The organism is Stenotrophomonas sp. YJH_SMC_19 (assembly GCF_059367915.1).
Map to the genome: position 1 here is coordinate 82655 of NZ_JCAFRI010000001.1, position 20693 is coordinate 103347.

Consider the following 20693-nt stretch of genomic DNA (forward strand, 5'->3'; position numbering starts at 1 on the left):
GACAATCCCGTCACCCAATGTCTCGCCAATCGGACACTTTTGTCCGAAAATAATTCCATGACTGCCCAACGTGCCGATGCTGCTGCCCGCCGTGCCCTCATCCTCGATGCCGCCGATCATGTGTTCGGCCAACATGGTGTCACCGCCCCGCTGGACCTGGTGGTCGAACGCGCCCAGGTAGGCCGCGCCACCCTGTACCGCAATTTCCCCGACCGCACCGCGCTGATCCAGGCGCTGCTGCAGCGCACGGTCGACCGCATCCGGCGCCAGGTCGAGCAGCTCGGTGACCGCGACGACGCCCTGTTCGAGGTGTTCGAGGGCATGGCCCAGCGCATCATTGATTCGCCGGCATTGGCCGATTACTGGCGTGCGGTCGATTCGGACGTGCCGTCCATGCGCGCCGCGCGCGAGACCGTGCGCGACCTGCTGGAGGAACCGATCGCGCGCGCCAAGGCCGCCGGGCTGTGCCGTGCCGACCTGGAAAAGACGGATATTTCACTGATCTCGGGCATGCTGGGTGCGGCCCTGCGCGGCAAGACCCGCGACGAGCGCGCCCAGTTGGCCGGGCGCGCCCTGCAGCTGCTGCGCGGGGGTCTCCAGGGAGCAACCAGCGAGGCTCGCTGATGGTCCAGCCGTATCTGAAGCCGGTTCCGGATTGGGAGGAGCACGAAAAGCCGACCATGCCCGGTTCGGCATCGATGCCCTGGCACCCGCCGTATCGGCGCGCGGCCTATGCGCTGGTATCACTGCTGGTGGCGATCACCGGCGGCCTCGGCAATGCGCTGGTTACCGCCAACCTGCCGTTCCTGCAAGGCCAGCTGGCACTGACCCCGACCCAGGGCAGCTGGCTGGTGGCGGCCTATGCCATGGTGAATGTCACCGCCAACCTGTTGGCCTTCAAGTTCCGCCAGCAGTACGGCATCCGCCTGTTCGCCGAGATCGGGCTGGGCCTGTACGCAGCGCTGGCGGTACTGCACCTGTTCGTCGGCAGCTTCGAGACCACGATGCTGACCCGCGCCGCCAGCGGCTTCGCGGGTGCGGCCTGTTCGACACTGGGCACGCTATACATGCTGCAGGCGCTGCCGCGCCGCTTTACCGGCAACCTGCTGGTGGTCGGCGTCGGCCTCTCGCAGCTGGCGGTGCCGATCGCCTGGATCGTTTCACCAGGCCTGGTCGATACCGGCCAATGGCATCAGCTCTACTCATTCGAAGCCGGGCTGGCACTGTGCGCGTTCGCGGCAGTGGTGGTGCTGAAGCTGCCGCCCGGCATCCAGGTGAAGGCCTTCGAACCGCTGGACTTCCTCACCTTTGCCCTGCTCGCACCGGCCGTCGCGCTGCTGGTGATCGTGCTGGCGCAGGGCTACACCCGCTGGTGGCTTAACACGCCGTGGCTGGGCTGGGCCCTAGTCGCCTCGATCGTGCTGTCCACCACCGCCTTCGTCATCGAGCACTACCGGCGCAATCCGCTGCTGCAGACACGCTGGCTGGCCAGCCTGCCCGTACTGCATTTCATCGTCGGCGCCTTCCTGATCCGCTTCCTGACCACCGAGCAGTCCTACGGCGTGGTCAACCTGATGCGCACGCTCGGCATGGGCCCTGATCAGTTGCGGCCGCTGTTCGTGGTGATTCTTGCCGGCGTGATCACCGGTATCGCCGGCACTGCACTGACCTTCGGGCCCAAACGGCTGATCCCGCAGCTGCTGATGGCGATCCTGCTGCTGGGCGCCGCCGCGTTCTTCGACCAGCACCGCACCAGCATGGATCGGCCGCACGACTTCTACGCCAGCCAGTTCCTGGCCTCGGTCGGTGCCGGCATGTTCATGGGCCCGTTGATCATGCTCGGCATTTCCGCCGCGCTGAAACAGGGCGTGGACCACATGATCACCTTCCTGGTGACGCTGTCGATCACGCAGACGCTGGGCGGCCTGGCCGGCTCGGCCGTGCTGGGGACCTTCCAGCTGCATCGCGAGCAGCTGTATTCCAGCGCGCTGACCAGCCAGCTCGACCCGGCCGACCCGGTGGTGGCACAGCGCCTGCGCATCCAACAGCAGCTGTACGTCGCCCAGATCACCGATCCGGTGCTGCGCAGCGCGCAGGGCAGCGCGCAGTTGGCGCAGACGACGCGCCGCGAAGCCAACGTACGCGGCTTCAATGATGTGTTCACGCTGAGCGGTTGGTTGGCCATCGGCTTCCTGTGCTGGTTGCTGCTGCTGTCGCTGCGCACCGCCGTGCTCAAGCAATGGCGCAAGCGCCACCCCACTTCCCCCGCTGTGGCCACGCCGGCCGCGCCCCGCTGAGTTCTCGACCATGCCTCCCGTCCCGCCCCGACCCGACGACGCCGACAACGTAACCCCACCGCCGCCGACCGACGCGGCGCCTGCCCCTACGCCGGTAGAACCCGCTGTCGCGCCGAAGTACCTCAAGCCCAGCGCGCGCAGCGTGGTGGTGATGGTGGTGGTGGCCCTGCTGGGCATTGCGCTGATCCTGCGCGCCTGGCACCTGTGGCCGTTCACCAGCAGCGTGATGGTGACCGACAACGCGTATGTACGCGGACAGATCACGGTGATGGCGCCACAGGTCAACGGCTATGTAACCGAGGTGCTGGTGAAGGACTTCCAGCACGTGAAGGAAGGCGAGCCGCTGCTGCGCATCGATGACCGCATCTATGCGCAGCGGGTCGCCCAGGCGCAGGCGACGCTGGACAGCGCACGCGCGGCCCTGGCCAACTCGGACCAGTCGCAGGCGCAGAACCGTGCGCAGATTGCCTCCGCCCGCGCCACGTTGTCGGCCGGGCAGGCGGAGCTGCAACGCTCACGCAACGAGACCAAGCGCTACGAGGAACTGGCTGCGCAGCAGCTGGTGTCGATCAACGATCGCGACAAGTTCCGCACCGCGCAGGCCTCGGCGCAGGCCAGCGTGCAGCAGTCGCAGGCGCAGATCCGCATCGCCGAGGAGACCCTGGTATCGACCCAGGTAGCGCGCAAGAGCCTGGAGGCCCAGGTGGAGAGCGCGCAGGCGCAGCTGGAACTGGCGCGCATCGATCTGGCCAACACGGTGATCCACGCGCCGCGCGACGGCCAGATCAGCGAAGCCAGCGTACGCGTGGGCCAGTACGTCGCCGCCGGTTCGCAGCTGCTGTTCCTGGTACCTGACACGCTGTGGGTGGTGGCCAACTACAAGGAAGGCCAGACCTGGGGGATGGCGATCGGCCAGCCGGCCACGTTCTCGGTGGACGCGTTCCAAGGCCAGGTGCTGCGGGGCCGCGTGCAGGAGATCGCGCCCGCCACCGGGTCGGAATTCAGCGTGCTGCGCCCGGACAATGCCAGCGGCAACTTCACCAAGGTGGTGCAGCGGCTGCCGGTGCGGATATCGATCAACAAAGGCCAGAAGCTGGCCGCGCAGCTGCGCCCCGGCATGTCGGTGATCGTGCGGGTGGATACCCGGTCCAAGCCGATGGACTAGGACGCAGGCCCTGTCGCACCGTTTCCAAAATGCCGGCCAGCGGCCGGCACTACCGTTGCGTTAGCCGGCGCAGCGCGCGCAGAGGCCATGCACTTCCAGGGTCTGCGCCTGCGGTTGGAAACCCAGCTCCTTGGCACGCTTCTCCAGCTGGGTGACGATCTCGCGGTCTTCCAGCTCCACCGCGCTGTGGCAGCTGTTGCAGATCAGGAACGGCACCGAATGCGCGGCGCTGCTGGGATGGTGGCAGGCCACGAAGGCATTCACCGATTCCAGCTTGTGCACGAAGCCATTGGCCATCAGGAAGTCGAGGGCGCGGTACACGGTGGGCGGGGCGTCAGCACCCACGCCCTTGCCGTTGCGCACCCACTCCAGCAGCTCGTAGGCCTTGACCGGCTTGCCGGCCTCGGCGATCAGCTTCAGTACGTTGGCGCGGATCGGGGTCAGGCGCAGCCCGCGTTCGCGCGAGACGCGCTCGACCACCGCCACGAAGTCCGATGCGTCGTGGACGTGGTGGTGCGGGGCGGTACAGGCGGTGGCGGTCTTGGCGGGCATGCGTGTTCTCCGGTTCGGGCCTGGCAAGGATGCCTCAGGCCGTTGCTACCTTGGTGATGGCCACATCAATGCGTTTCAAGGCCTGCTCGCGGCCGGCCAGGTAAACGGTATGGGAAATGTCAGGACTGACCTGGGTGCCGGTGATGGCCACGCGCAGCGGCTGGGCAACCTTGCCCATGCCGATTTCCAGCGCTGCGGCCGCGTCGTGCAGGGCGACGCCCACCGACTCGGCGGTCCATTCCGGCAGGGCGGCCAGCAGCTCGCGGGCCTTGCCCAGCGCCACCTCGGCACCGGCCTTGAAGTGCTTGGCCACCGCTGCTTCGTCGTACTCGGTCAGCGGCTGGTACCAGACCACGGCCTTCTCGGCCATTTCCTTCAGGGTCTGCACGCGTTCACGCAGGGCGATCACCACGTCCTCCGGGGCCGGGCCAGCGGCCACGTCCAGGCCCAGCTTCTGCAGCTGGTAGACCAGGTGCGGCACGATCGCGGCCACGTCCTCGGTCTTCAGGAAATGCTGGTTGACCCAGCCCAGCTTGGCCATGTCCAGGCGCGAGGCCTTGGAATTGCAGTCCTTCACGTCGAACAGGTTGATCAGTTCCTGGCGGCTGAACAGCTCCTGGTCACCGTGCGACCAGCCCAGGCGGGCCAGGTAGCTCAGCAGCGCGTCCGGCAGGTAGCCGGCGTCCTTGTACTGCATCACGTCGGCCGCGCCGGTGCGCTTGGACAGCTTGGCGCCCTGCTCGTCCAGGATCATCGGCATGTGGCCGAACTTCGGCACCGGGGCCCCGATGCCTTCGTACAGGTTGATCTGGCGCGGGGTGTTGTTGATGTGGTCGTCGCCGCGGATGACCTCGGTGATGCCCATGTCCCAGTCGTCCACCACCACCGCGAAGTTGTAGGTGGGGTAGCCGTCCGGGCGGAAGATGACCATGTCATCCAGCTCGCTGTTGGCGATCTCGATACGGCCCTTGATCAGGTCGTCGAACACCACCGTGCCTTCCAGCGGGTTCTTGAAGCGGATGACGCGGTTCGGATCATCCCTGCGCGGCAGGCCCAGGTCACGCGCGGCACCGTTGTAGCGCGGCTTCTCCTGCCTGGCCATGGCGGCCTCGCGCATCGCGTCAAGCTCTTCGCGGGTCTCGTATGCGTAATACGCCTTGCCGTCGGCCACCAGCTGTTCGGCCACTTCCAGGTAACGGGCGACGCGGTCGGTCTGGTAGATCGGGCCTTCGTCATAGTCCAGGCCCAGCCACTCCATCGCCTCCAGGATCGCGTCGATCGCGCCCTGGGTGCTGCGTTCACGGTCGGTGTCCTCGATGCGCAGCACGAACTCGCCGCCACGGTGGCGGGCCTCCAGCCAGCAGTACAGCGCAGTGCGGGCACCACCGATGTGCAGGTAGCCGGTGGGACTGGGGGCGAAGCGGGTGCGGCAGGTCATGGACGGCTCGAGGAACGGGAATCCCCCGATTTTACCAGCCCTCCGCCCCCGACGGAAAAAGGGGACGGAGGGGATTAAGTCGCGCTTGCCCAGCCTGAGGCGCTGCAACCGGGAAACGGAGGGGAGAAACGACTTAATCCCCTCCGTCCCCTTTTAGGGTTCCACCTTGCGCGGGAACGGCTGCTCGCGCATCGCGGCGTTGTAGGCGAACGAGGCGACGATGGCTGCGGCCTGCTTGAGGTCCTCCGGTTCGGCGTGGTCCCAGGTGTCCAGGTGGCTGTGGTGGACATTGGTGAAGTAGTCCAGCCGGTCCTGGATGAACTGGAAGCCCGGCAGGCCGATGCGGTCGAAGCTGATGTGGTCGGTGCTGCCGGTGTTGCGGGTGGCCACGGTGGTGGCGCCCACGTCATGGAACGGCGCCAGCCAGGCTTCGAAGATCGGCATCGCCGCCAGGTTTTCCTGCGCATAGATGCCGCGGAAGCGGCCCGAGCCGTTGTCCATGTTGAAGTAGACCTGGAACTTGCCGTAATCGCGGGTCTTCTGCAGCGCGCCGGTGGGCTCGCGCAGCGAGGCCGGCAGCGCCTTCTGCGCCGGGTCGGTGGGTTCCGGGAAACGACCGAAGTGCTTGGCCACATAGGCCTGCGAGCCGATCAGGCCCTGTTCCTCACCGCTCCACAGCGCCACGCGGATGGTGCGCCTGGGCTTGGCGCCGGTGGCCTTGAGGATGCGCATCGCCTCCATCATCACCGCCACGCCAGCCGCGTTGTCGGCCGCACCGGTACCGCTGTGCCAGGAATCCAGGTGCGCGCCGATCATCACCACTTCATCGGGCTTGCTGCTGCCACGGATCTCGGCCAGCGTGTTGTAACCGGGCTGGTCGGCCTCATCGGTGAAGCGTGCTGCCACATCCACGCGCAGGCGCACCGTCTGCTTGGCCTCCAGCGCGCGCACCAGCGGATTGAAGTGCTCGCTGATCATCGCCAGCTCGGGGATGCCCACCGATTCACCGGCCTTGCGCGAACCACCACCGGCAACCCGGATGATGCCGTTGTCCCAGCTGCTGATGCTGATCGAGGCCAGCGCGCCCTCTTCCACGAAGAACGCATTGACCTTGGTCGCCAGCTGCTGGCGTTCCTGGTACTCCTTGACCCGCTTGGCACGCTCGGCGGTGGCGTCCTTGTCCTTGGGCAGGGTGAACTCCTGCAGGCCTTCCAGCGAGGTGGCGTCGTGGCGATGCGAATCCGCCTCGGTGCCGCGCTTGTACTCGCGCGCCTCGCCCAGCAGCACGATCTTGCCGCGCAGCTTGCCGCGGTACTTCTCGATGTCTTCGGGCTTCTTGATCTCGACCTGGACCAGCTCGCCTTCAACCGGCCCCTTGGTGCCCGGCGTCCAGGCCTTGGGCAGTGCATGCAGCGGCTGCACGCGGTCGCCCAGCATCTCCACGCTCGCCGAAGTGAACTCCCAGCCGCGCCCGAAGTCGTCGAAGGCCTCGTCGTGGACGTTGTCCAGCTTCCATTCGTTGAACTTGCCACGGGTCCACGCATTGGCGCGCCCCATCGCCGGCGAGTTGGTCAGGCGCGGGCCGATGCGCTCGGTGAGATAGCTGAAAGTGTCCATCACCTGCGAACGGTGGAAGGCCTCCTGGCGGATGCGGCTGACCATGTCCAGGTCCACCGTCTCGCGCTGCTGCGCTCCTGCGTTGCCACCCATCGCCAGCGCTGCGGCCAGCATGCCCCACTTCAACACATCGCACCCCTGCCCTTCGGCTCGATCATCAACTCGTCGAGTCTAGCCAGCGGGGGCGCGGGGATACCGTCCCATCGGTCATGGGCGGGATGGAAGCGTGCGAACCAAGGTTCGCACCCACAGGAGAGTGGTTGGTTCGCACCTGCCACGCCACATCACCCACTCCATCCCAGCCACAACTGCGCCCGTTCCGGCAGCAGCAGCAACCAGTGCCGCCGGTCGATGCTGCTGCAGCCGTACACCGCCGCGTGTGCCGGCCAGTCATCCGGAAGGCCACCGATACCGATCTCGGCCAGCGCCTCCGCCCCGGCCTTCCATGGCCGGTAGCGCGGCACCCGGCCAGCCACCGCGCCGCGTCCCTGCCGCGCGCCCTGCAGCCAGCGCAATCCCTGCCCCTGCAATCCTTCGCAGGTCACCGCCGCCAGCTGGAAGCGGACCAGGCCGGGGGCGATCCGTGCCCCCGGCAGGGCCGCCAGCACGCCATGTGCCTGCAGCAGCGCATCCACTTCCAGCAGGGCCGGAATGCCCTGCCGTGCCCGTTGCCGCAATCCCTGGCGCCAGCCCATGGCCTGCTCCTTACTTCAGTTCCGCGCCGAGCGCGTACCAGTCGACCCGGCGGGTCACCCACATCGCCAGCGCCAGGATCACGAACAGCAGCAGCGACCCCATCAACAGCGCGTTGTTCTCCGACACCAGCAGGCCATACAGCGCGCCGTACAGCACGGTCAGCAGCGCAGCGAAGCCGAGGCCGCGCTTCCAGTGGCCCAGCACATTGGCCAGGTACACCGCCTGCAGGCCAATACAGGCCACGGCCGATACCAGGTAGGCCTTCCAGAACGCGATGTGCTCGGACAGGCTGATCAGCAGCAGGAAGAAGATCGCCAGCGCCAGGCCCACCATCAGGTACTGCAACGGGTGGATGCGCAGCGACTTGATCAGCTCGAACAGGATGAAGCCGACGAAGGTGAGCAGCACGAACAGCACGCCGTATTTCGAGGCACGGTCGGCCTGGGTGTAGGTATCGACCGGATCGACCAGCGACACCGTCACCGCCTGCGATTCGACCGCACCATCATTGCGCAGCTGGCGCTGGGCATCGGAGGCCAGCGAGGACACCGCCCAGCGTGCATCGAAGCCCTGCGCATCGACGCGTCGCTCATTGGGCAGGAACGCACCGCTGAACGACGGATGCGGCCAGCTCGAACGCAGCGCGATGTGGGTGTCATCGCCCACCGGCACCACCGACAGCATGCGGCTGCCATCCAGGCGCAGCTCCAGTTCAACCGTGCTGGCAGCCAGCGTGCCGCCCTGATCCGCAGCGAAACCGGCCACCGGTGCGTGCAGGCCTCGCCCCACCTCGCTGGCCGCGCCAACGCCCGGCAGCAACCGCAGCTGCTTGCCATCCACGCGCAGGTTCGGCGTACCCACCAGGCCCCGCACATCGGATACACCAACCGCGACATACGGCTGGCCGTAACTGCGGCCGGCCTTCACCGGATAGTCGTCTGCGGCGAAGGTCGCCTTCATCTGGCCGTTCCAGCTGTACACCGGCACCTTGAACAGGCCCACTTCGCGCTGGCTCGGCAGCATCTCGCCGCCCACCTCCAGCGACGCCGGCATCTGCAGCCAGTGCCCCTCGGTGACCTGTATCTCGGTCTTCTTGACGCCCAGCGGGTCGACCAGTTCAACCTGCTTGCGTTCCACCCATGGCACCACCCGCACCGGGCCCACCAGCTGCTGTGCACCGGCGCGGCTGTCGGCCACCCGCGAGAACGCCTCGTCGCGGTATGCGCTGCGTTCGTTGATGACCCCGCGGATCATGGTCAGCGGCACCAGCAGCAGCAGGGTCAGCCCGCCGACAATGGCGAACCTCAGCAGCATCTTCAGGGATTTCATGGTCCATCCTCGTTGGAGAGGGCTGCAGGATGGACCGCTGGGGTGAGCAGGGTTTGTGGCGAATTTGAAGCGAGTGTGAAGTCAGCGGCGCGGGCGCTGGCCCGGCGCACCCGATGGCAGCCACAGGCTGGCCACGGTGCCGCCGCCCTCGCGGACGTCGACACTGGCGCGTCCATCGTGCAGGCGCGCGACTTCCTGCACGAATGGCAGGCCCAGGCCGGAACTGCGCCGCCCGCTGCCGGGCCGCGCCAGCGAATAGAAGCGTTCGAACACCCGCTCGCGCGCATAGTCCGGGATGCCGGCGCCGCGGTCGGCCACCTGCAGGCGCACGCCCTGCCCGTCCACCTCGGCCTGCAGCGCGATCTCCGCGCCGGAGGGCGAGAAGGCAATCGCGTTGTCGATCAGGTTGTGCAGCGCCTGCCGCAGCAGGTAGCCGTCGCCCTGCACCCGCAGGTCGGGCACGTTGCCGATGTGGACCCGCACGCCGGCCGCCTGCGCGCGCACCTGCGCGGCCGCGGCCGCATCGGCCAGCAATGCCTGCAGCGCGATCGGATCGCGGGTCTGCAGCCAGCCGTGCTGTTCCACTTCGGCCAGCGCCAGCAGCTTGTCGATGGTCTCGGTCAGCCGTTCCTGCTGGTCGACAATGCTGCGCGCGAAATGCACGCGGTCCGCTTCGGGCAGCGGCTCCTGCAGCAGTTCGGCGGCACCGCGGATCGCCGCCAGCGGGCTCTTCATCTCATGCGTCAGCGACTGCACGTACTGCTCGACGTAGGCCTTGCCTTCGAGCTTGCGGCGCATCGTTTCCAGCGCCTGGCCGAGATCGCCGATCTCGTCGCGACGGCGCCGTGGTGGTGGCACCGGTTCGCCCGCGCTGACCGCGCGTGCATAGCGGCTGAGCTGGCCGAGGCCAGTGGTCAGCCACATCGTCACCAGCACGCCGACCAGCGCCGACAATCCGATGAGCCAGGCACCGCGCTCGATGATGGCGCGCTGGCTGGCGGCGATGAACGGATCGATGCTGCGGTTGGGCTGGGCCAGGCTGAGCACGCCGATCAGGGTGCGGCCATCGGCCGGGTCGTATACCGGCGCCGCCACATGCATCACCGTATCGCCTTCCTCGCCCGGAATCTCGGGGCTGGAACGGGCACCGTATTCGCCACGCAGGGTGCGGTAGACATCATTCCAGCGCGAATTGTCGCGGCCAAGGTCACGGCCCAGCGAGTCGTAGATGACGGTGCCTTTGGCATCGGTGATGGTCACCCGGTAATCCAGCGAGCGCTTCGGGAACCGCCAGACCATTGCCTTCAGGTCGCGCTGCCGTGCCTTGGCCAGGTTGCGGGTGAAACTGCCGCTGCGGATGGTGCCGTCCTTGACGTCGGCGGCGGCCATCTCGGCCAGCACGTTGGCCGCATCGACCAGGGTCGATTCCATCGCCTGGCGCACACCCGGCTTCACTTCGTTGACGAACACGCGCATCACGAAGAAGGCCGCGATGCCGGTGATCAGGAAGAAGCCCAGGAACAGCTTCAGCACCAGGCGCATCGGCTAGACCTCCAGCGCGTAGCCAAGGCCACGGTGGGTGCGGATCGGGTCGTCGCTGGCACCGGCCGCGCGCAGCTTGGCACGCAGCGTCTTTACATGGGTATCGACGGTGCGGTCGGCACTGTCGGCGCTGCTGTCCCAGCCACGGTCCATCAGCTGGGCACGGCTGAGGATGGCACCGGGTCGCTGCAGCAGCGCCTCCAGCAGCGCGTACTCGTAGCGGGTCAGGTCCAGTGCCTGGCCACGGAAGCGGATGCGCCGGCCTTCGCGGTCGATGGCGAACGCGCCATGTTCCTGCCAGCCTGCATCGGCGCTGGGCGCTGCGATGACCGGCGCCGCACGGCGCAGGCGTGCACGCACCCGCGCCACCAGCTCGCGCGGCGAGAACGGCTTGGTCATGTAGTCGTCGGCGCCCAGTTCCAGGCCGAGCACCCGGTCCACTTCATCGTTGCGGGCGGTCAGGAAGATCACCGGCAGCTGCGCCACCGGCCCGGGCTGCGCGCGCAGCCGTCGGCAGACCTCGAAGCCGCCCAGGTCGGGCAATCCCACGTCCAGCACCACCACGTCGATATCCCCGGCCTGCAGCCGCTGCAGCGCCTCCCCGCCCAGCAGGCAGTGGCTGGCGGCATAGCCCTCGCTGCGCAGCGCATAGAGCACGGTTTCGGCGATGGCGGCTTCGTCCTCGACTACCAGGACATGGGCAACGGGAGCTGTCATGGCGCGCAGCATAGCCGCTGCGGCCGCCGCCCCGTACACTGCCGCCCATGAACTATCGCCACGCCTTCCATGCCGGCAACCACGCCGATGTGCTCAAGCACATCGTCCAGCTGGCCCTGATCGACAGCTTCAAGCGCAAGGACAGCCCGTTCTTCGTGCTCGACACCCACGGCGGTGCCGGCCGCTACCTGCTGGCCAGCGAAGAGAGCCGCAAGACCCTCGAGGCCGAATCCGGGATCATGCGGCTGATGGCCCAGCCCAAGCTGCCGGAGGTGGTCGAGCGCTACCTGAAGGCGGTCCAGGCCGACAACCCGGTGGGCGCGCTGACCAACTACCCGGGCTCGCCGCTGCTGAGCGCACAGGCGATGCGTGCCCAGGACCGCATGGCGGTCTGCGAGCTGCAGGAAGCCGAAACGGCCACGCTGAAGGCCCTGTTTGCCCATGACAGCCGCGTCGATGTGCGCGCTGGCGATGGCTATGCCCTGCTGCGCTCGCTGCTGCCGCCGAAGTTCAACGGCAGCAAGATCGGTCGTGGCCTGGTGCTGATCGATCCGCCGTACGAGGCGCAGGACGCCGAATACCAGAACATCCTGGCTGCCCTGGCCGAGACCCTGGCACGCTGGCCGCAGGCCACCTGTGCGGTCTGGTTCCCGATCAAGCAGCGCCGCACCATCCTGCATTTCCTGCGCAAGGCCACTGCCCTGCCGGTCAAGTCGGCGATGACGATCGAGTTCCTGGTGCGCCCGGACGACTCGCCGCTGCGCCTCAACGGCAGCGGCATGCTGCTGCTCAACCCGCCGTGGCAGTTCGACCGGGTGGTCGGCCCGGCCCTGCCGGCGCTGCGCCAGCACCTGGGCGAACCGGGGGCCAGCACCCGCCTGAATTGGCTCAAAGCCCCCGAATAACGGCCTTCACGAGGCTGTACCGCCGTGAGCCTTTCGTTCACGGAATGCAGCCCCGGTGATGCCACAATCGATGGACCACCAAGGAATCACCCGGTATGGCCACTCGCAACCGCATGCCGCCCTGGCATGAGATCTTCAAGGCTCCCAGCGGCCACGAGCTGCTGATCCGCCCCATCCGCCCGGAAGACGGCGCACCGCTGCAAGCGGCGTTCAGCCTGTTCGGGCCGGAAGAAATCCGTGATCGTTTCCTGCAGGCGGTGACCGAGCTGTCACCGGAAACCACCCAGCGCCTGACCCACCCCAATCCCAAGACCGAGATCACCCTGGTCGCAGCCGAATCCCTGCCCGCTGGCGAAGCGGTGGTCGGCGCGGTCGCCCGGGCCTCGATCATCCCCGGTACCCGTGAAGCCGAGTACGCGATCCTGATCAGCCGCTTCCTCATTGGCCAGGGCCTGGGCCGGCAGCTGATGCGCAAGCTGGTGAAGTGGGGCCGCGGCAAGTACCTCGACCGCCTGTACGGCGACGTTGCCGCCGAGAACGAGCCGATGAAGCAGCTGGCCGCCTCACTGGGCTTCAAGCCGGTGCCGCACCCGACCGGTGCCGAAGGCCTGGTGCGGATGGTGCTGGAGCTGGACAACTGACGGATGCGCCGGGCCCTGCCCGGCCATGCCTCCCGGTAGTGCCGGCCGCTGGCCGGCATTGTGTTCCCCCAACGGCACGTGAGGCCGTCGGCAAACGGCCGGCACGACCCACCGGGCTTCGATCGGGCTTCTGCTAAAATCCGGGGTCCATGTCGCGTACCTCATACCCCGCCCCGCCGCTGCCGCGCGCCGGCCAGCTCCGCGCCTGGTGGCGCGCCCCCGCCTCGCCGACCGCCCTGGCCTGGTACCTGGCCCAGGCCGCGCGTGCGCATGACGCCCCGCTGCTGGTGATCGCCCGTGACAACCACGGTGCCAACCAGCTCGAAGCCGACCTGCAGACCCTGCTTGGCGGTGACCCGGCCCTGCCGGTGGTCGCCTTCCCGGACTGGGAAACCCTGCCGTACGACCGCTTCAGCCCGCATCCGGACATCATCTCGCAGCGCTTGTCCGCCCTGCACCGCCTGCCGGCGCTGAAGCGCGGCCTGGTGATCGTGCCGGTGCAGACCCTGCTGCAGCAGCTGGCCCCGCGCAGCTATGTGATCGGTGGCAGCTTTGACCTGAAAGTCGGCCAGCGCCTGGACCTGGAAGCCGAGAAGCGTCGCCTGGAAAGCGCCGGCTACCGCAACGTGCCGCAGGTGATGGACCCAGGTGACTTCGCGGTGCGCGGCGGCCTGCTCGACGTGTTCCCGATGGGCGCCGACGAGCCGCTGCGGGTAGAACTACTGGACGAGGACATCGACTCGATCCGTGCCTTCGATCCGGAAAGCCAGCGTTCGCTGGACAAGGTCGAGGCGGTGCACATGCTGCCCGGCCGCGAAGTGCCGATGGACGAGGCCAGCATCGCACGCGTGCTGGCCACGCTGCGCGAGCGTTTCGATGTGGATACCCGGCGCAGTTCGCTGTACCAGGATCTGAAGTCCGGGCTGGCCCCGGCCGGCGTCGAGTACTACCTGCCGCTGTTCTTCGAACGCACCGCAACCCTGTTCGACTACCTGCCCGACGGCAGCCTGCCGGTGGTCTGTACCGGTGCGTATGAAGCGTCCGTCGCGTTCTGGGCGCAGACCGCGGACCGCTATGAGCAGCGCCGCCATGATGTGGAGCGCCCGCTGCTGCCGCCTTCGGCGTTGTACCTGTCGCCGGAGCTGCTGCGCGAGCGCCTGAACGATGCCCCGCGCATCGAGGTGTGGTCGGCTGACCACGCGCGCATCGCCGATGCCCACGCGCTGGGTGACCAGCCGCTGCCGCCGCTGCCGGTGGCCGCGCGCGAGGCCCCCGCTGGCGACGCGCTGAAATCCTTCCTCGGCCACTATCCGGGCCGGGTACTGATCGCCGCCGATTCGCCCGGGCGTCGCGAGGCCCTGCTGGAAGTGCTGCAGGCCGCCGAGCTGAAGCCGCCGGTGGTGGCCGACCTGCCCAGCTTCCTCGCCGACGATGCGCGCTTCGCGATCGCGGTGGCACCGCTGGAAGATGGCTTCGCACTGGACGATCCGCGCATCGCGGTGCTGACCGAGCGCCAGCTGTTCCCCGAGCGCGCCGGCAGCAGCCGCCGCACGCGCCGTGCCGGCCGCGAGCCGGAAGCGATCATCCGCGACCTCGGCGAACTGACCGAGGGTGCACCGATCGTGCACGAGGACCATGGCGTCGGCCGCTACCGTGGCCTGATCGCGATGGACGTCGGCGGCATGCCCGGCGAGTTCCTCGAAATCGAATACGCCAAGGGCGACCGCCTGTATGTGCCGGTCGCCCAGCTGCACCTGATCAGCCGCTACTCCGGCGCTTCAGCGGAAACCGCGCCGCTGCATTCGCTCGGTGGCGAGCAGTGGAGCAAGGCCAAGCGCAAGGCCGCCGAAAAGGTTCGCGACGTCGCTGCCGAACTGCTGGAGATCCAGGCCCGTCGCCAGGCGCGTGCCGGCCTGGCACTGCAGGTGGACCGTGCGATGTACGAGCCGTTCGCAGCCGGATTCCCGTTCGAGGAAACCCCCGATCAGCTGGCCGCCATCGACGCCACCCTGCGCGACCTCGCCAGCAGCCAGCCGATGGACCGTGTGGTCTGCGGCGACGTCGGCTTCGGCAAGACCGAGGTGGCGGTGCGTGCGGCATTCGCCGCCGCCAGTGCCGGCAAGCAGGTGGCCGTGCTGGTGCCGACCACGCTGCTGGCCGAACAGCATTACCGCAACTTCCGCGACCGCTTCGCCGATTACCCGCTGAAGGTCGAGGTGCTGTCGCGCTTCAAGAGCACCAAGGAGATCAAGGCCGAGCTGGAAAAGGTCGCCGCCGGCACCATCGACGTCATCGTCGGCACCCATCGCCTGCTGCAGCCCGACGTGAAGTTCAAGGACCTGGGCATGGTCATCGTCGACGAAGAGCAGCGTTTCGGCGTGCGCCAGAAGGAAGCCCTGAAGGCGCTGCGCGCCAACGTGCACCTGCTGACCCTGACCGCCACGCCGATCCCGCGCACCTTGAACATGGCCATGGCCGGCCTGCGTGACCTGTCGATCATCGCCACGCCGCCGCCGAACCGGCTGGCGGTGCAGACCTTCATCACCCAGTGGGACAACGCGCTGCTGCGCGAAGCCTTCCAGCGCGAGCTGGCACGTGGCGGCCAGCTGTACTTCCTGCACAACGACGTGGAAAGCATCGGCCGCATGCAGCGCGAGCTGTCCGAGCTGGTGCCGGAAGCGCGCATCGGCATCGCCCACGGGCAGATGCCCGAGCGCGAGCTGGAAAAGGTGATGCTGGACTTCCAGAAGCAGCGCTTCAACGTGCTGCTGTCGACCACGATCATCGAATCGGGCATCGACATCCCCAACGCCAACACCATCATCATCAACCGCGCCGACCGCTTCGGCCTGGCCCAGCTGCACCAGCTGCGTGGCCGCGTGGGCCGTTCGCACCACCGTGCCTACGCCTACCTGATCACCCCCGACCGCCGCGCGATCACCCCCGACGCTGAGAAGCGCCTGGAAGCGATCGCCTCGATGGACGAGTTGGGCGCCGGCTTCACCCTGGCCACGCACGATCTGGAGATCCGCGGTGCCGGCGAACTGCTCGGCGAGGACCAGAGCGGGCAGATGGCCGAGGTCGGCTTCAGCCTGTACACCGAGCTTCTGGAGCGCGCGGTACGCAGCATCAAGCAGGGCAAGCTGCCCGACCTGGATGCCGGCGAGGAAGTGCGTGGTGCCGAGGTCGAGCTGCATGTGCCGGCATTGATCCCGGAAGACTACCTGCCGGACGTGCATACCCGCCTGACCCTGTACAAGCGTATTTCCAGCGCGCGCGACAGCGATGCGCTGCGCGAACTGCAGGTGGAGATGATCGATCGCTTCGGCCTGCTGCCGGATGCGGCCAAGCACCTGTTCGCCATCGCCGAGCTGAAGCTGAAGGCCAATACGCTGGGCATCCGCAAGCTGGACCTGGGCGAAAACGGTGGCCGCATCGTGTTCGAGTCCAAGCCGAACATCGATCCGATGGCGGTGATCCAGCTGATCCAGAAACAGCCAAACCTCTATGCCATGGAAGGGCCCGACAAGCTTCGCATCAAGCATCCGCTGCCGTTGCCGGAGGACCGCTTCAACGCGGCCCGCGCCCTTCTGACCACCCTCGCCCCGGGTTGATCGCCCCCGAATACCCCGCACCGGTCCCCACCCGGTGCGGGCGGATGACCATGTTTCCTGACGCCGTACCCGCCCCCGACCTGCTGCATGCACAGGCCTGCCTGATCGATGCCCTCTCGATGTCGCTGCAGATGCGCGACGCTTACACCCGCCACCATTGCGACCGCGTTGGCCTGCTCGCGCAGCGCCTGGCCACGCACTGCGATCTGGATGACGATGCCAGTGCGCAGATCGGCCTGGCAGCGCGCTTCCATGACATCGGCAAGATCGGCATTCCCGATGAGGTGCTGCTGGCCCCGCGCCGGCATACCGACGAGGAGCGCGCGATCATGCGCGAGCATCCGGTGCGCGGTGAGCATATCTTCCTGGCCACCGGCCGCAGCGATGCGGCACCGGTTGCGCGGCTGATCCGCGCCCATCACGAGGCGTTCGATGGCAGTGGCTATCCCGATGGGCTGCGCGGCGAGAGCATTCCGTTGGGCTCACGCATCGTCACCGTTGCGGATGCCTATGACGCGATGACCAGCGTGCGTCCCTACCGTGCCGCGATGGAACACGAGACGGCTCTGCGCATCATCGACGAGCAATCCGGTGGCCTGATCGATCCTTACGTTCTGCAACGCTTCCATCGCCTGCTGGCGCAGGAACCTGAGCTGGCCTGAGATCTTCCCGCACGTGAAACGACCCGGCGGTAGAGTCGACTGTTAGTCGACCGCTCTTCGGATCGAGAAAATCCCGCGCTGCGCGCGATAGTCGACTGACAGTCGACTCTACCAAGCGGATTCCGTCGAACCGGTTGGTCGACTCCCGGCACGTGAAACGACCCGCCGGTAGAGTCGACTGTTAGTCGACTGCCCTTGGTCCAGATCGAGAAAATCCCGCGCTGCGCGCGATAGTCGACCAACGGTCGACTCTACCAAGCGGATTCCGTCGAACCGGTTGGTCGACTCCCGGCACGTGAAACGACCCGGCGGTAGAGTCGACTGTTAGTCGACTGCTCTTCGGATCGAGAAAATCCCGCGCTGCGCGCGATAGTCGACTGACAGTCGACTCTACCCGTCCCCTCATCGCTGTCGGCCTGAAAAACAAAAGGCCCGGCGCTCGCCGGGCCTTTCGCATCACGCATCACGGGTGATCGGTTACCAGATCACCACGCGCTTGTCGTCGGCACGCACCATCGCGTCGCCTGCCTTGCACTGGAACGCCGCAGCGAAGGACGGCATGTTCGACGGTGCACCGTTGGCTCGGAAGTTGGCCGGCGCATGCGGGTCGGTGTTCAGGCGTACGCGCAGCTCACCGTCGGTGAAGTTGCGGCGCCACACGGTGGCCCAGTTCATGAAGAAGCGCTGGTCCTGGCTGTGGCCATCCACTTCCACATTCGCCTTCGGGTCTTCCTTCAGCGCCATCTGCAGTGCGTCGTAGGCCACGGTCAGGCCACCCAGGTCGCCGATGTTCTCGCCCAGGGTCAGCTTGCCCTTCACGAACACGCCCGGCACCGACTCGTAGCCATCGAACTGTGCAACCAGCTGGTCGGTACGCTCGGTGAAGGCCTTGCGGTCGGCGTCGGTCCACCAGTTGTCGAAATTGCCGTTGGCGGCGAACTGGCTGCCCGAGTCGTCGTAGCCGTGCATCATTTCGTGGCCGATGACCGCACCGATGCCGCCGTAGTTCAGCGCCGGATCGGCCTTGGCGTCGAAGAACGGCGCCTGCAGGATCGCCGCCGGGAACACGATCTCGTTCTTGGTGGCGTTGTAGTAGGCGTTGACCGTCTGCGGGGTCATGCCCCACTCGGTCTTGTCCACCGGCTTGCCGATCTTGTCCAACATGTAGCGGTAGTTGAACGCACGCGCTGCCTGCATGTTGCCCAGGTAGCTGTCGCCGTTGGTCTGCAGGCCCGCCCAGTCACGCCACTTGTCCGGGTAACCGATCTTCGGGGTGAAGCTGGCCCACTTTTCCAGCGCCTTCTTCTTGGTTTCTTCGCCCATCCACGGCAGCTGCTCCAGGCGCGCCTTCAGCGCCTGCGACAGGTTCTCCACCAGGTGCTGCATGGCCACCTTCGACTCGGCCGGGAACACGGCGTCGACGTACAGCTGGCCAAGGGCTTCACCCATGCCACCGTTGACCGACTCCAGCACGCGCTTCCAGCGCGGCTGCATTTCCTGCTGGCCGCGCAGGGTCTTGCCATAGAACTCGAAGTTGGCCTTCTCGAACTGGCTGCTCAGGTACGGCGAGGCGTCGTCGATGGTGTGGAAGCGCAGGTAGGCCTGCCAGGTGCTGGCCGGCACATCGGCCAGCATCTTGTCCATTTCACCGAAGAAGCCCGGCTGGGCCAGCGAGAACTTCTGTGCGGCCGGCACCTTCAGGGTGTCGAACAGCGCGGTCCAGCTGAAGTTCGGGGTCAGCTTGTCGGCGTCTGCGGCGCTGAGCGGGTTGTAGCGCTTGGCCGGGTCACGCATTTCGATGCGCGACATCGAGGCCTTGGCCAGGCGGGTCTCAAAGGCCATCACGGCCTTGGCCTGCTCGGCGGCCTGCGCGGCGTCCACGCCGGACAGAGTCAGCACCTGCGCGATGTAGGCCACGTAGGCGTCGCGGATCTTGGCCTGCGCATCGTCGAAGTAGTAGCCCTTCTCCGGCAGGCCCAGGCCGCCCTGGCCGACGTAGGCGATGACGTTGGCCGAATCCTTGTAATCAGCATTGGCAAACAGCGAGAACAGCACGCCCTTGCCCTCGGCCTGGCTGTCGCGCAGGTACTGAGTGATGGCGGCGGTATCGTTCAGCGCGGTGATCTTGTCCAGCTGCGGCTGCAGCGGCGCGAGGCCGGCGGATTCGATCTTGGCTTCGTCATTGCCGGTCTTCCAGATGTCACCGATCTTGGCTTCCACCGAGCCGGCCTTGGCCTGGCTGGCGGCGGCCTGCTGCACCAGCGCGTGCTGCACTTCCAGCGAGCGCTCGCGCAGGATCTCGAAGCTGCCCCAGGTGGTCTGGTCACCCGGCACCGGGTTGGCCTTCAGCCACTTGCTGTTGACGAAGCCATTGAGGTCGGTACAGGCCGAGATGGCCGGATCGAGGTCGGCGCTGTTGAGCGAGATCAGCGGCGTCTTGATCTGCGACAGGTCGAAGGCCGGCTTGGCGTCGGCACCGGCCGCCGGTGCGGTTTCGTTCTTGCCACAGGCCGCCAGCGAGGCAGCGATGGCGATGGTCAGGCCCAGCGGGACCAGGTTGCGGACGTTCATGAGGCTCTCCTGCGGGTAATTTCACAGGGTAGCCGGGGAGGCCCACGACAGGGACCGGCCAAAGGTCACAGGGGGAACGCCCGTGGTCGCAAGCGGATGTGTGCAGACCGTTGGTCCGCACACACCCAGCAGAAGAATACTCACCAACGGTGGGTATCTACTTATTTCGCCTTGCCCTGGTTGGCCACGGCTTCAGCAGCCTTGCGCGCCGCTTCCGGGTCGCCCAGGTAGCGGAACGACTGCACCGTCAGGTCGTCGTTCAGTTCGAACAGCAGCGGGATGCCGGTCGGGATGTTCAGCTCGAGGATTTCCTCGCGCGAGACATTGTTGAGGTACTTGTACATCGCGCGCAGCGAGTTGCCGTGGGCGGTGACCAGCACGGTCTTGCCGTCCTTCAGCTGCGGCGCGATCGCGTCGTGCCAGTACGGCAGCACGCGATCCAGGGTGGTGGCCAGCGATTCGGTGCCCGGCAGCGCGTTGCGGTCCAGGCCGGCGTAGCGGCGGTCATGGATCGGGTGGCCCGGATCTTCCAGCTCCATCGGCGGCGGCGGGATGTCGTACGAACGGCGCCACACCTTGACCTGCTCCTCGCCGTGCTTGGCGGCGGTCTCGGCCTTGTCCAGGCCCTGCAGGCCGCCGTAGTGACGCTCGTTGAGGCGCCAGGACTTGTTCACCGGCAGCCAGTCCTGCTCCAGCTCGGCCAGTGCACCCTGCAGGGTGTGGATGGCGCGCTTGAGAACGGAGGTGTGGGCGACGTCGAACTGCAGGCCTTCCTCACGCATCAGACGACCGGCGGCGGCCGCTTCCCGGCGCCCCTGCTCGGTCAGGTCGACATCGACCCAGCCGGTGAAGCGGTTGTCCAGGTTCCACTGGCTCTGGCCATGGCGCAACAGTACGAGTTTACGGGTCACTGCAGGGTCTCCAACGCGAGGAAAGGCAGGCCGCCA

Annotated in this window: 16 protein-coding genes; 7 read left to right on the top strand and 9 right to left on the bottom strand. The window is 67.2% G+C overall.

Features of this window, described 5'->3' with window-relative positions:
- Window positions 1–57: 57 nt before the first annotated feature.
- Genes AC5P5R_RS00355 through AC5P5R_RS00365 form a run of 3 tightly spaced genes read left to right on the top strand, consistent with a single transcriptional unit; the run spans window position 58 to window position 3462 of the window.
- Window positions 58–624, top strand: coding sequence for a TetR/AcrR family transcriptional regulator (locus AC5P5R_RS00355; protein WP_005408692.1), 567 nt, complete (start codon window positions 58–60; stop codon window positions 622–624).
- Window positions 624–2297, top strand: a complete 1674-nt coding sequence (locus AC5P5R_RS00360; RefSeq protein ID WP_049407113.1) for an MFS transporter — start codon at window positions 624–626, stop codon at window positions 2295–2297. The genes AC5P5R_RS00355 and AC5P5R_RS00360 overlap by 1 nt, the downstream gene beginning before the upstream one ends.
- 10 nt (window positions 2298–2307) lie before the next feature.
- Window positions 2308–3462: an HlyD family secretion protein gene (locus tag AC5P5R_RS00365; protein WP_088429117.1), complete on the top strand. Its 1155-nt coding sequence runs from the start codon at window positions 2308–2310 to the stop codon at window positions 3460–3462.
- 60 nt (window positions 3463–3522) lie between these two features.
- On the opposite strand, the gene AC5P5R_RS00370 is transcribed toward AC5P5R_RS00365, so the two are convergent.
- The 7 genes from AC5P5R_RS00370 to creB form a co-directional block, all read right to left on the bottom strand.
- Complete coding sequence (locus AC5P5R_RS00370; RefSeq protein ID WP_004150412.1) at window positions 3523–4014, bottom strand: Fur family transcriptional regulator; 492 nt, start codon at window positions 4012–4014, stop codon at window positions 3523–3525.
- Between the two features lie 34 nt (window positions 4015–4048).
- The gene (gene gltX / locus AC5P5R_RS00375; RefSeq protein WP_065183071.1) at window positions 4049–5452 is read right to left on the bottom strand and encodes a glutamate--tRNA ligase; all 1404 of its coding nucleotides are present in this window, start codon (window positions 5450–5452) and stop codon (window positions 4049–4051) included.
- A 153-nt stretch (window positions 5453–5605) separates the two neighbouring features.
- Window positions 5606–7183, bottom strand: coding sequence for a M20/M25/M40 family metallo-hydrolase (locus AC5P5R_RS00380; protein WP_164281477.1), 1578 nt, complete (start codon window positions 7181–7183; stop codon window positions 5606–5608).
- A 170-nt stretch (window positions 7184–7353) separates the two neighbouring features.
- A complete protein-coding gene (locus AC5P5R_RS00385) occupies window positions 7354–7764 on the bottom strand; it encodes a hypothetical protein (protein WP_012479575.1) in 411 nt (136 codons plus the stop codon).
- Window positions 7765–7774: 10 nt separating this feature from the next.
- Window positions 7775–9094 carry a cell envelope integrity protein CreD gene (creD, locus tag AC5P5R_RS00390; protein ID WP_043035686.1) on the bottom strand — a complete coding sequence of 440 codons (1320 nt, stop codon included), beginning with the start codon at window positions 9092–9094 and terminating at the stop codon, window positions 7775–7777.
- An 81-nt stretch (window positions 9095–9175) separates the two neighbouring features.
- The gene (gene creC / locus AC5P5R_RS00395) at window positions 9176–10636 is read right to left on the bottom strand and encodes a two-component system sensor histidine kinase CreC (RefSeq protein ID WP_164281476.1); all 1461 of its coding nucleotides are present in this window, start codon (window positions 10634–10636) and stop codon (window positions 9176–9178) included.
- Window positions 10637–10639: 3 nt separating this feature from the next.
- On the bottom strand, window positions 10640–11365 hold the full coding sequence (creB, locus tag AC5P5R_RS00400) for a two-component system response regulator CreB (protein WP_080047689.1): 726 nt from the start codon (window positions 11363–11365) through the stop codon (window positions 10640–10642).
- 35 nt (window positions 11366–11400) lie between these two features.
- Here creB and AC5P5R_RS00405 point away from each other — a divergent pair, with 35 nt between their 5' ends.
- The 4 genes from AC5P5R_RS00405 (at window position 11401) to AC5P5R_RS00420 (ending at window position 17175) form a co-directional block, all read left to right on the top strand.
- Window positions 11401–12258 (top strand): 23S rRNA (adenine(2030)-N(6))-methyltransferase RlmJ, encoded by an 858-nt coding sequence (locus tag AC5P5R_RS00405; RefSeq protein ID WP_164281475.1) that lies wholly within the window; start codon window positions 11401–11403, stop codon window positions 12256–12258.
- A 95-nt stretch (window positions 12259–12353) separates the two neighbouring features.
- Window positions 12354–12899, top strand: a complete 546-nt coding sequence (locus AC5P5R_RS00410; protein ID WP_004150340.1) for a GNAT family N-acetyltransferase — start codon at window positions 12354–12356, stop codon at window positions 12897–12899.
- A 149-nt stretch (window positions 12900–13048) separates the two neighbouring features.
- Window positions 13049–16513, top strand: a complete 3465-nt coding sequence (gene mfd / locus AC5P5R_RS00415; protein WP_164281474.1) for a transcription-repair coupling factor — start codon at window positions 13049–13051, stop codon at window positions 16511–16513.
- 44 nt (window positions 16514–16557) lie between these two features.
- Complete coding sequence (locus AC5P5R_RS00420) at window positions 16558–17175, top strand: HD-GYP domain-containing protein (RefSeq protein WP_033835529.1); 618 nt, start codon at window positions 16558–16560, stop codon at window positions 17173–17175.
- Window positions 17176–17652: 477 nt separating this feature from the next.
- Here AC5P5R_RS00420 and AC5P5R_RS00425 read toward each other — a convergent pair whose 3' ends face one another.
- Together AC5P5R_RS00425 and gpmA are read right to left on the bottom strand one after the other, a co-directional pair.
- On the bottom strand, window positions 17653–19746 hold the full coding sequence (locus AC5P5R_RS00425; RefSeq protein WP_005412666.1) for a M13 family metallopeptidase: 2094 nt from the start codon (window positions 19744–19746) through the stop codon (window positions 17653–17655).
- Window positions 19747–19907: 161 nt separating this feature from the next.
- Window positions 19908–20657 carry a 2,3-diphosphoglycerate-dependent phosphoglycerate mutase gene (gene gpmA / locus AC5P5R_RS00430; protein ID WP_099497557.1) on the bottom strand — a complete coding sequence of 250 codons (750 nt, stop codon included), beginning with the start codon at window positions 20655–20657 and terminating at the stop codon, window positions 19908–19910.
- Between the last annotated feature and the right edge of the window lie 36 nt (window positions 20658–20693).

Coding starts and splice junctions, on each gene's coding strand:
- AC5P5R_RS00355 (WP_005408692.1), top strand. CDS start 58: ATGACTGCCCAACGTGCCGATGCTGCTGCCCGCCGTGCCCTCATCCTC.
- AC5P5R_RS00360 (WP_049407113.1), top strand. CDS start 624: ATGGTCCAGCCGTATCTGAAGCCGGTTCCGGATTGGGAGGAGCACGAA.
- AC5P5R_RS00365 (WP_088429117.1), top strand. CDS start 2,308: ATGCCTCCCGTCCCGCCCCGACCCGACGACGCCGACAACGTAACCCCA.
- AC5P5R_RS00370 (WP_004150412.1), bottom strand. CDS start 4,014: ATGCCCGCCAAGACCGCCACCGCCTGTACCGCCCCGCACCACCACGTC.
- gltX (WP_065183071.1), bottom strand. CDS start 5,452: ATGACCTGCCGCACCCGCTTCGCCCCCAGTCCCACCGGCTACCTGCAC.
- AC5P5R_RS00380 (WP_164281477.1), bottom strand. CDS start 7,183: ATGCTGGCCGCAGCGCTGGCGATGGGTGGCAACGCAGGAGCGCAGCAG.
- AC5P5R_RS00385 (WP_012479575.1), bottom strand. CDS start 7,764: ATGGGCTGGCGCCAGGGATTGCGGCAACGGGCACGGCAGGGCATTCCG.
- creD (WP_043035686.1), bottom strand. CDS start 9,094: ATGAAATCCCTGAAGATGCTGCTGAGGTTCGCCATTGTCGGCGGGCTG.
- creC (WP_164281476.1), bottom strand. CDS start 10,636: ATGCGCCTGGTGCTGAAGCTGTTCCTGGGCTTCTTCCTGATCACCGGC.
- creB (WP_080047689.1), bottom strand. CDS start 11,365: ATGCTGCGCGCCATGACAGCTCCCGTTGCCCATGTCCTGGTAGTCGAG.
- AC5P5R_RS00405 (WP_164281475.1), top strand. CDS start 11,401: ATGAACTATCGCCACGCCTTCCATGCCGGCAACCACGCCGATGTGCTC.
- AC5P5R_RS00410 (WP_004150340.1), top strand. CDS start 12,354: ATGGCCACTCGCAACCGCATGCCGCCCTGGCATGAGATCTTCAAGGCT.
- mfd (WP_164281474.1), top strand. CDS start 13,049: ATGTCGCGTACCTCATACCCCGCCCCGCCGCTGCCGCGCGCCGGCCAG.
- AC5P5R_RS00420 (WP_033835529.1), top strand. CDS start 16,558: ATGACCATGTTTCCTGACGCCGTACCCGCCCCCGACCTGCTGCATGCA.
- AC5P5R_RS00425 (WP_005412666.1), bottom strand. CDS start 19,746: ATGAACGTCCGCAACCTGGTCCCGCTGGGCCTGACCATCGCCATCGCT.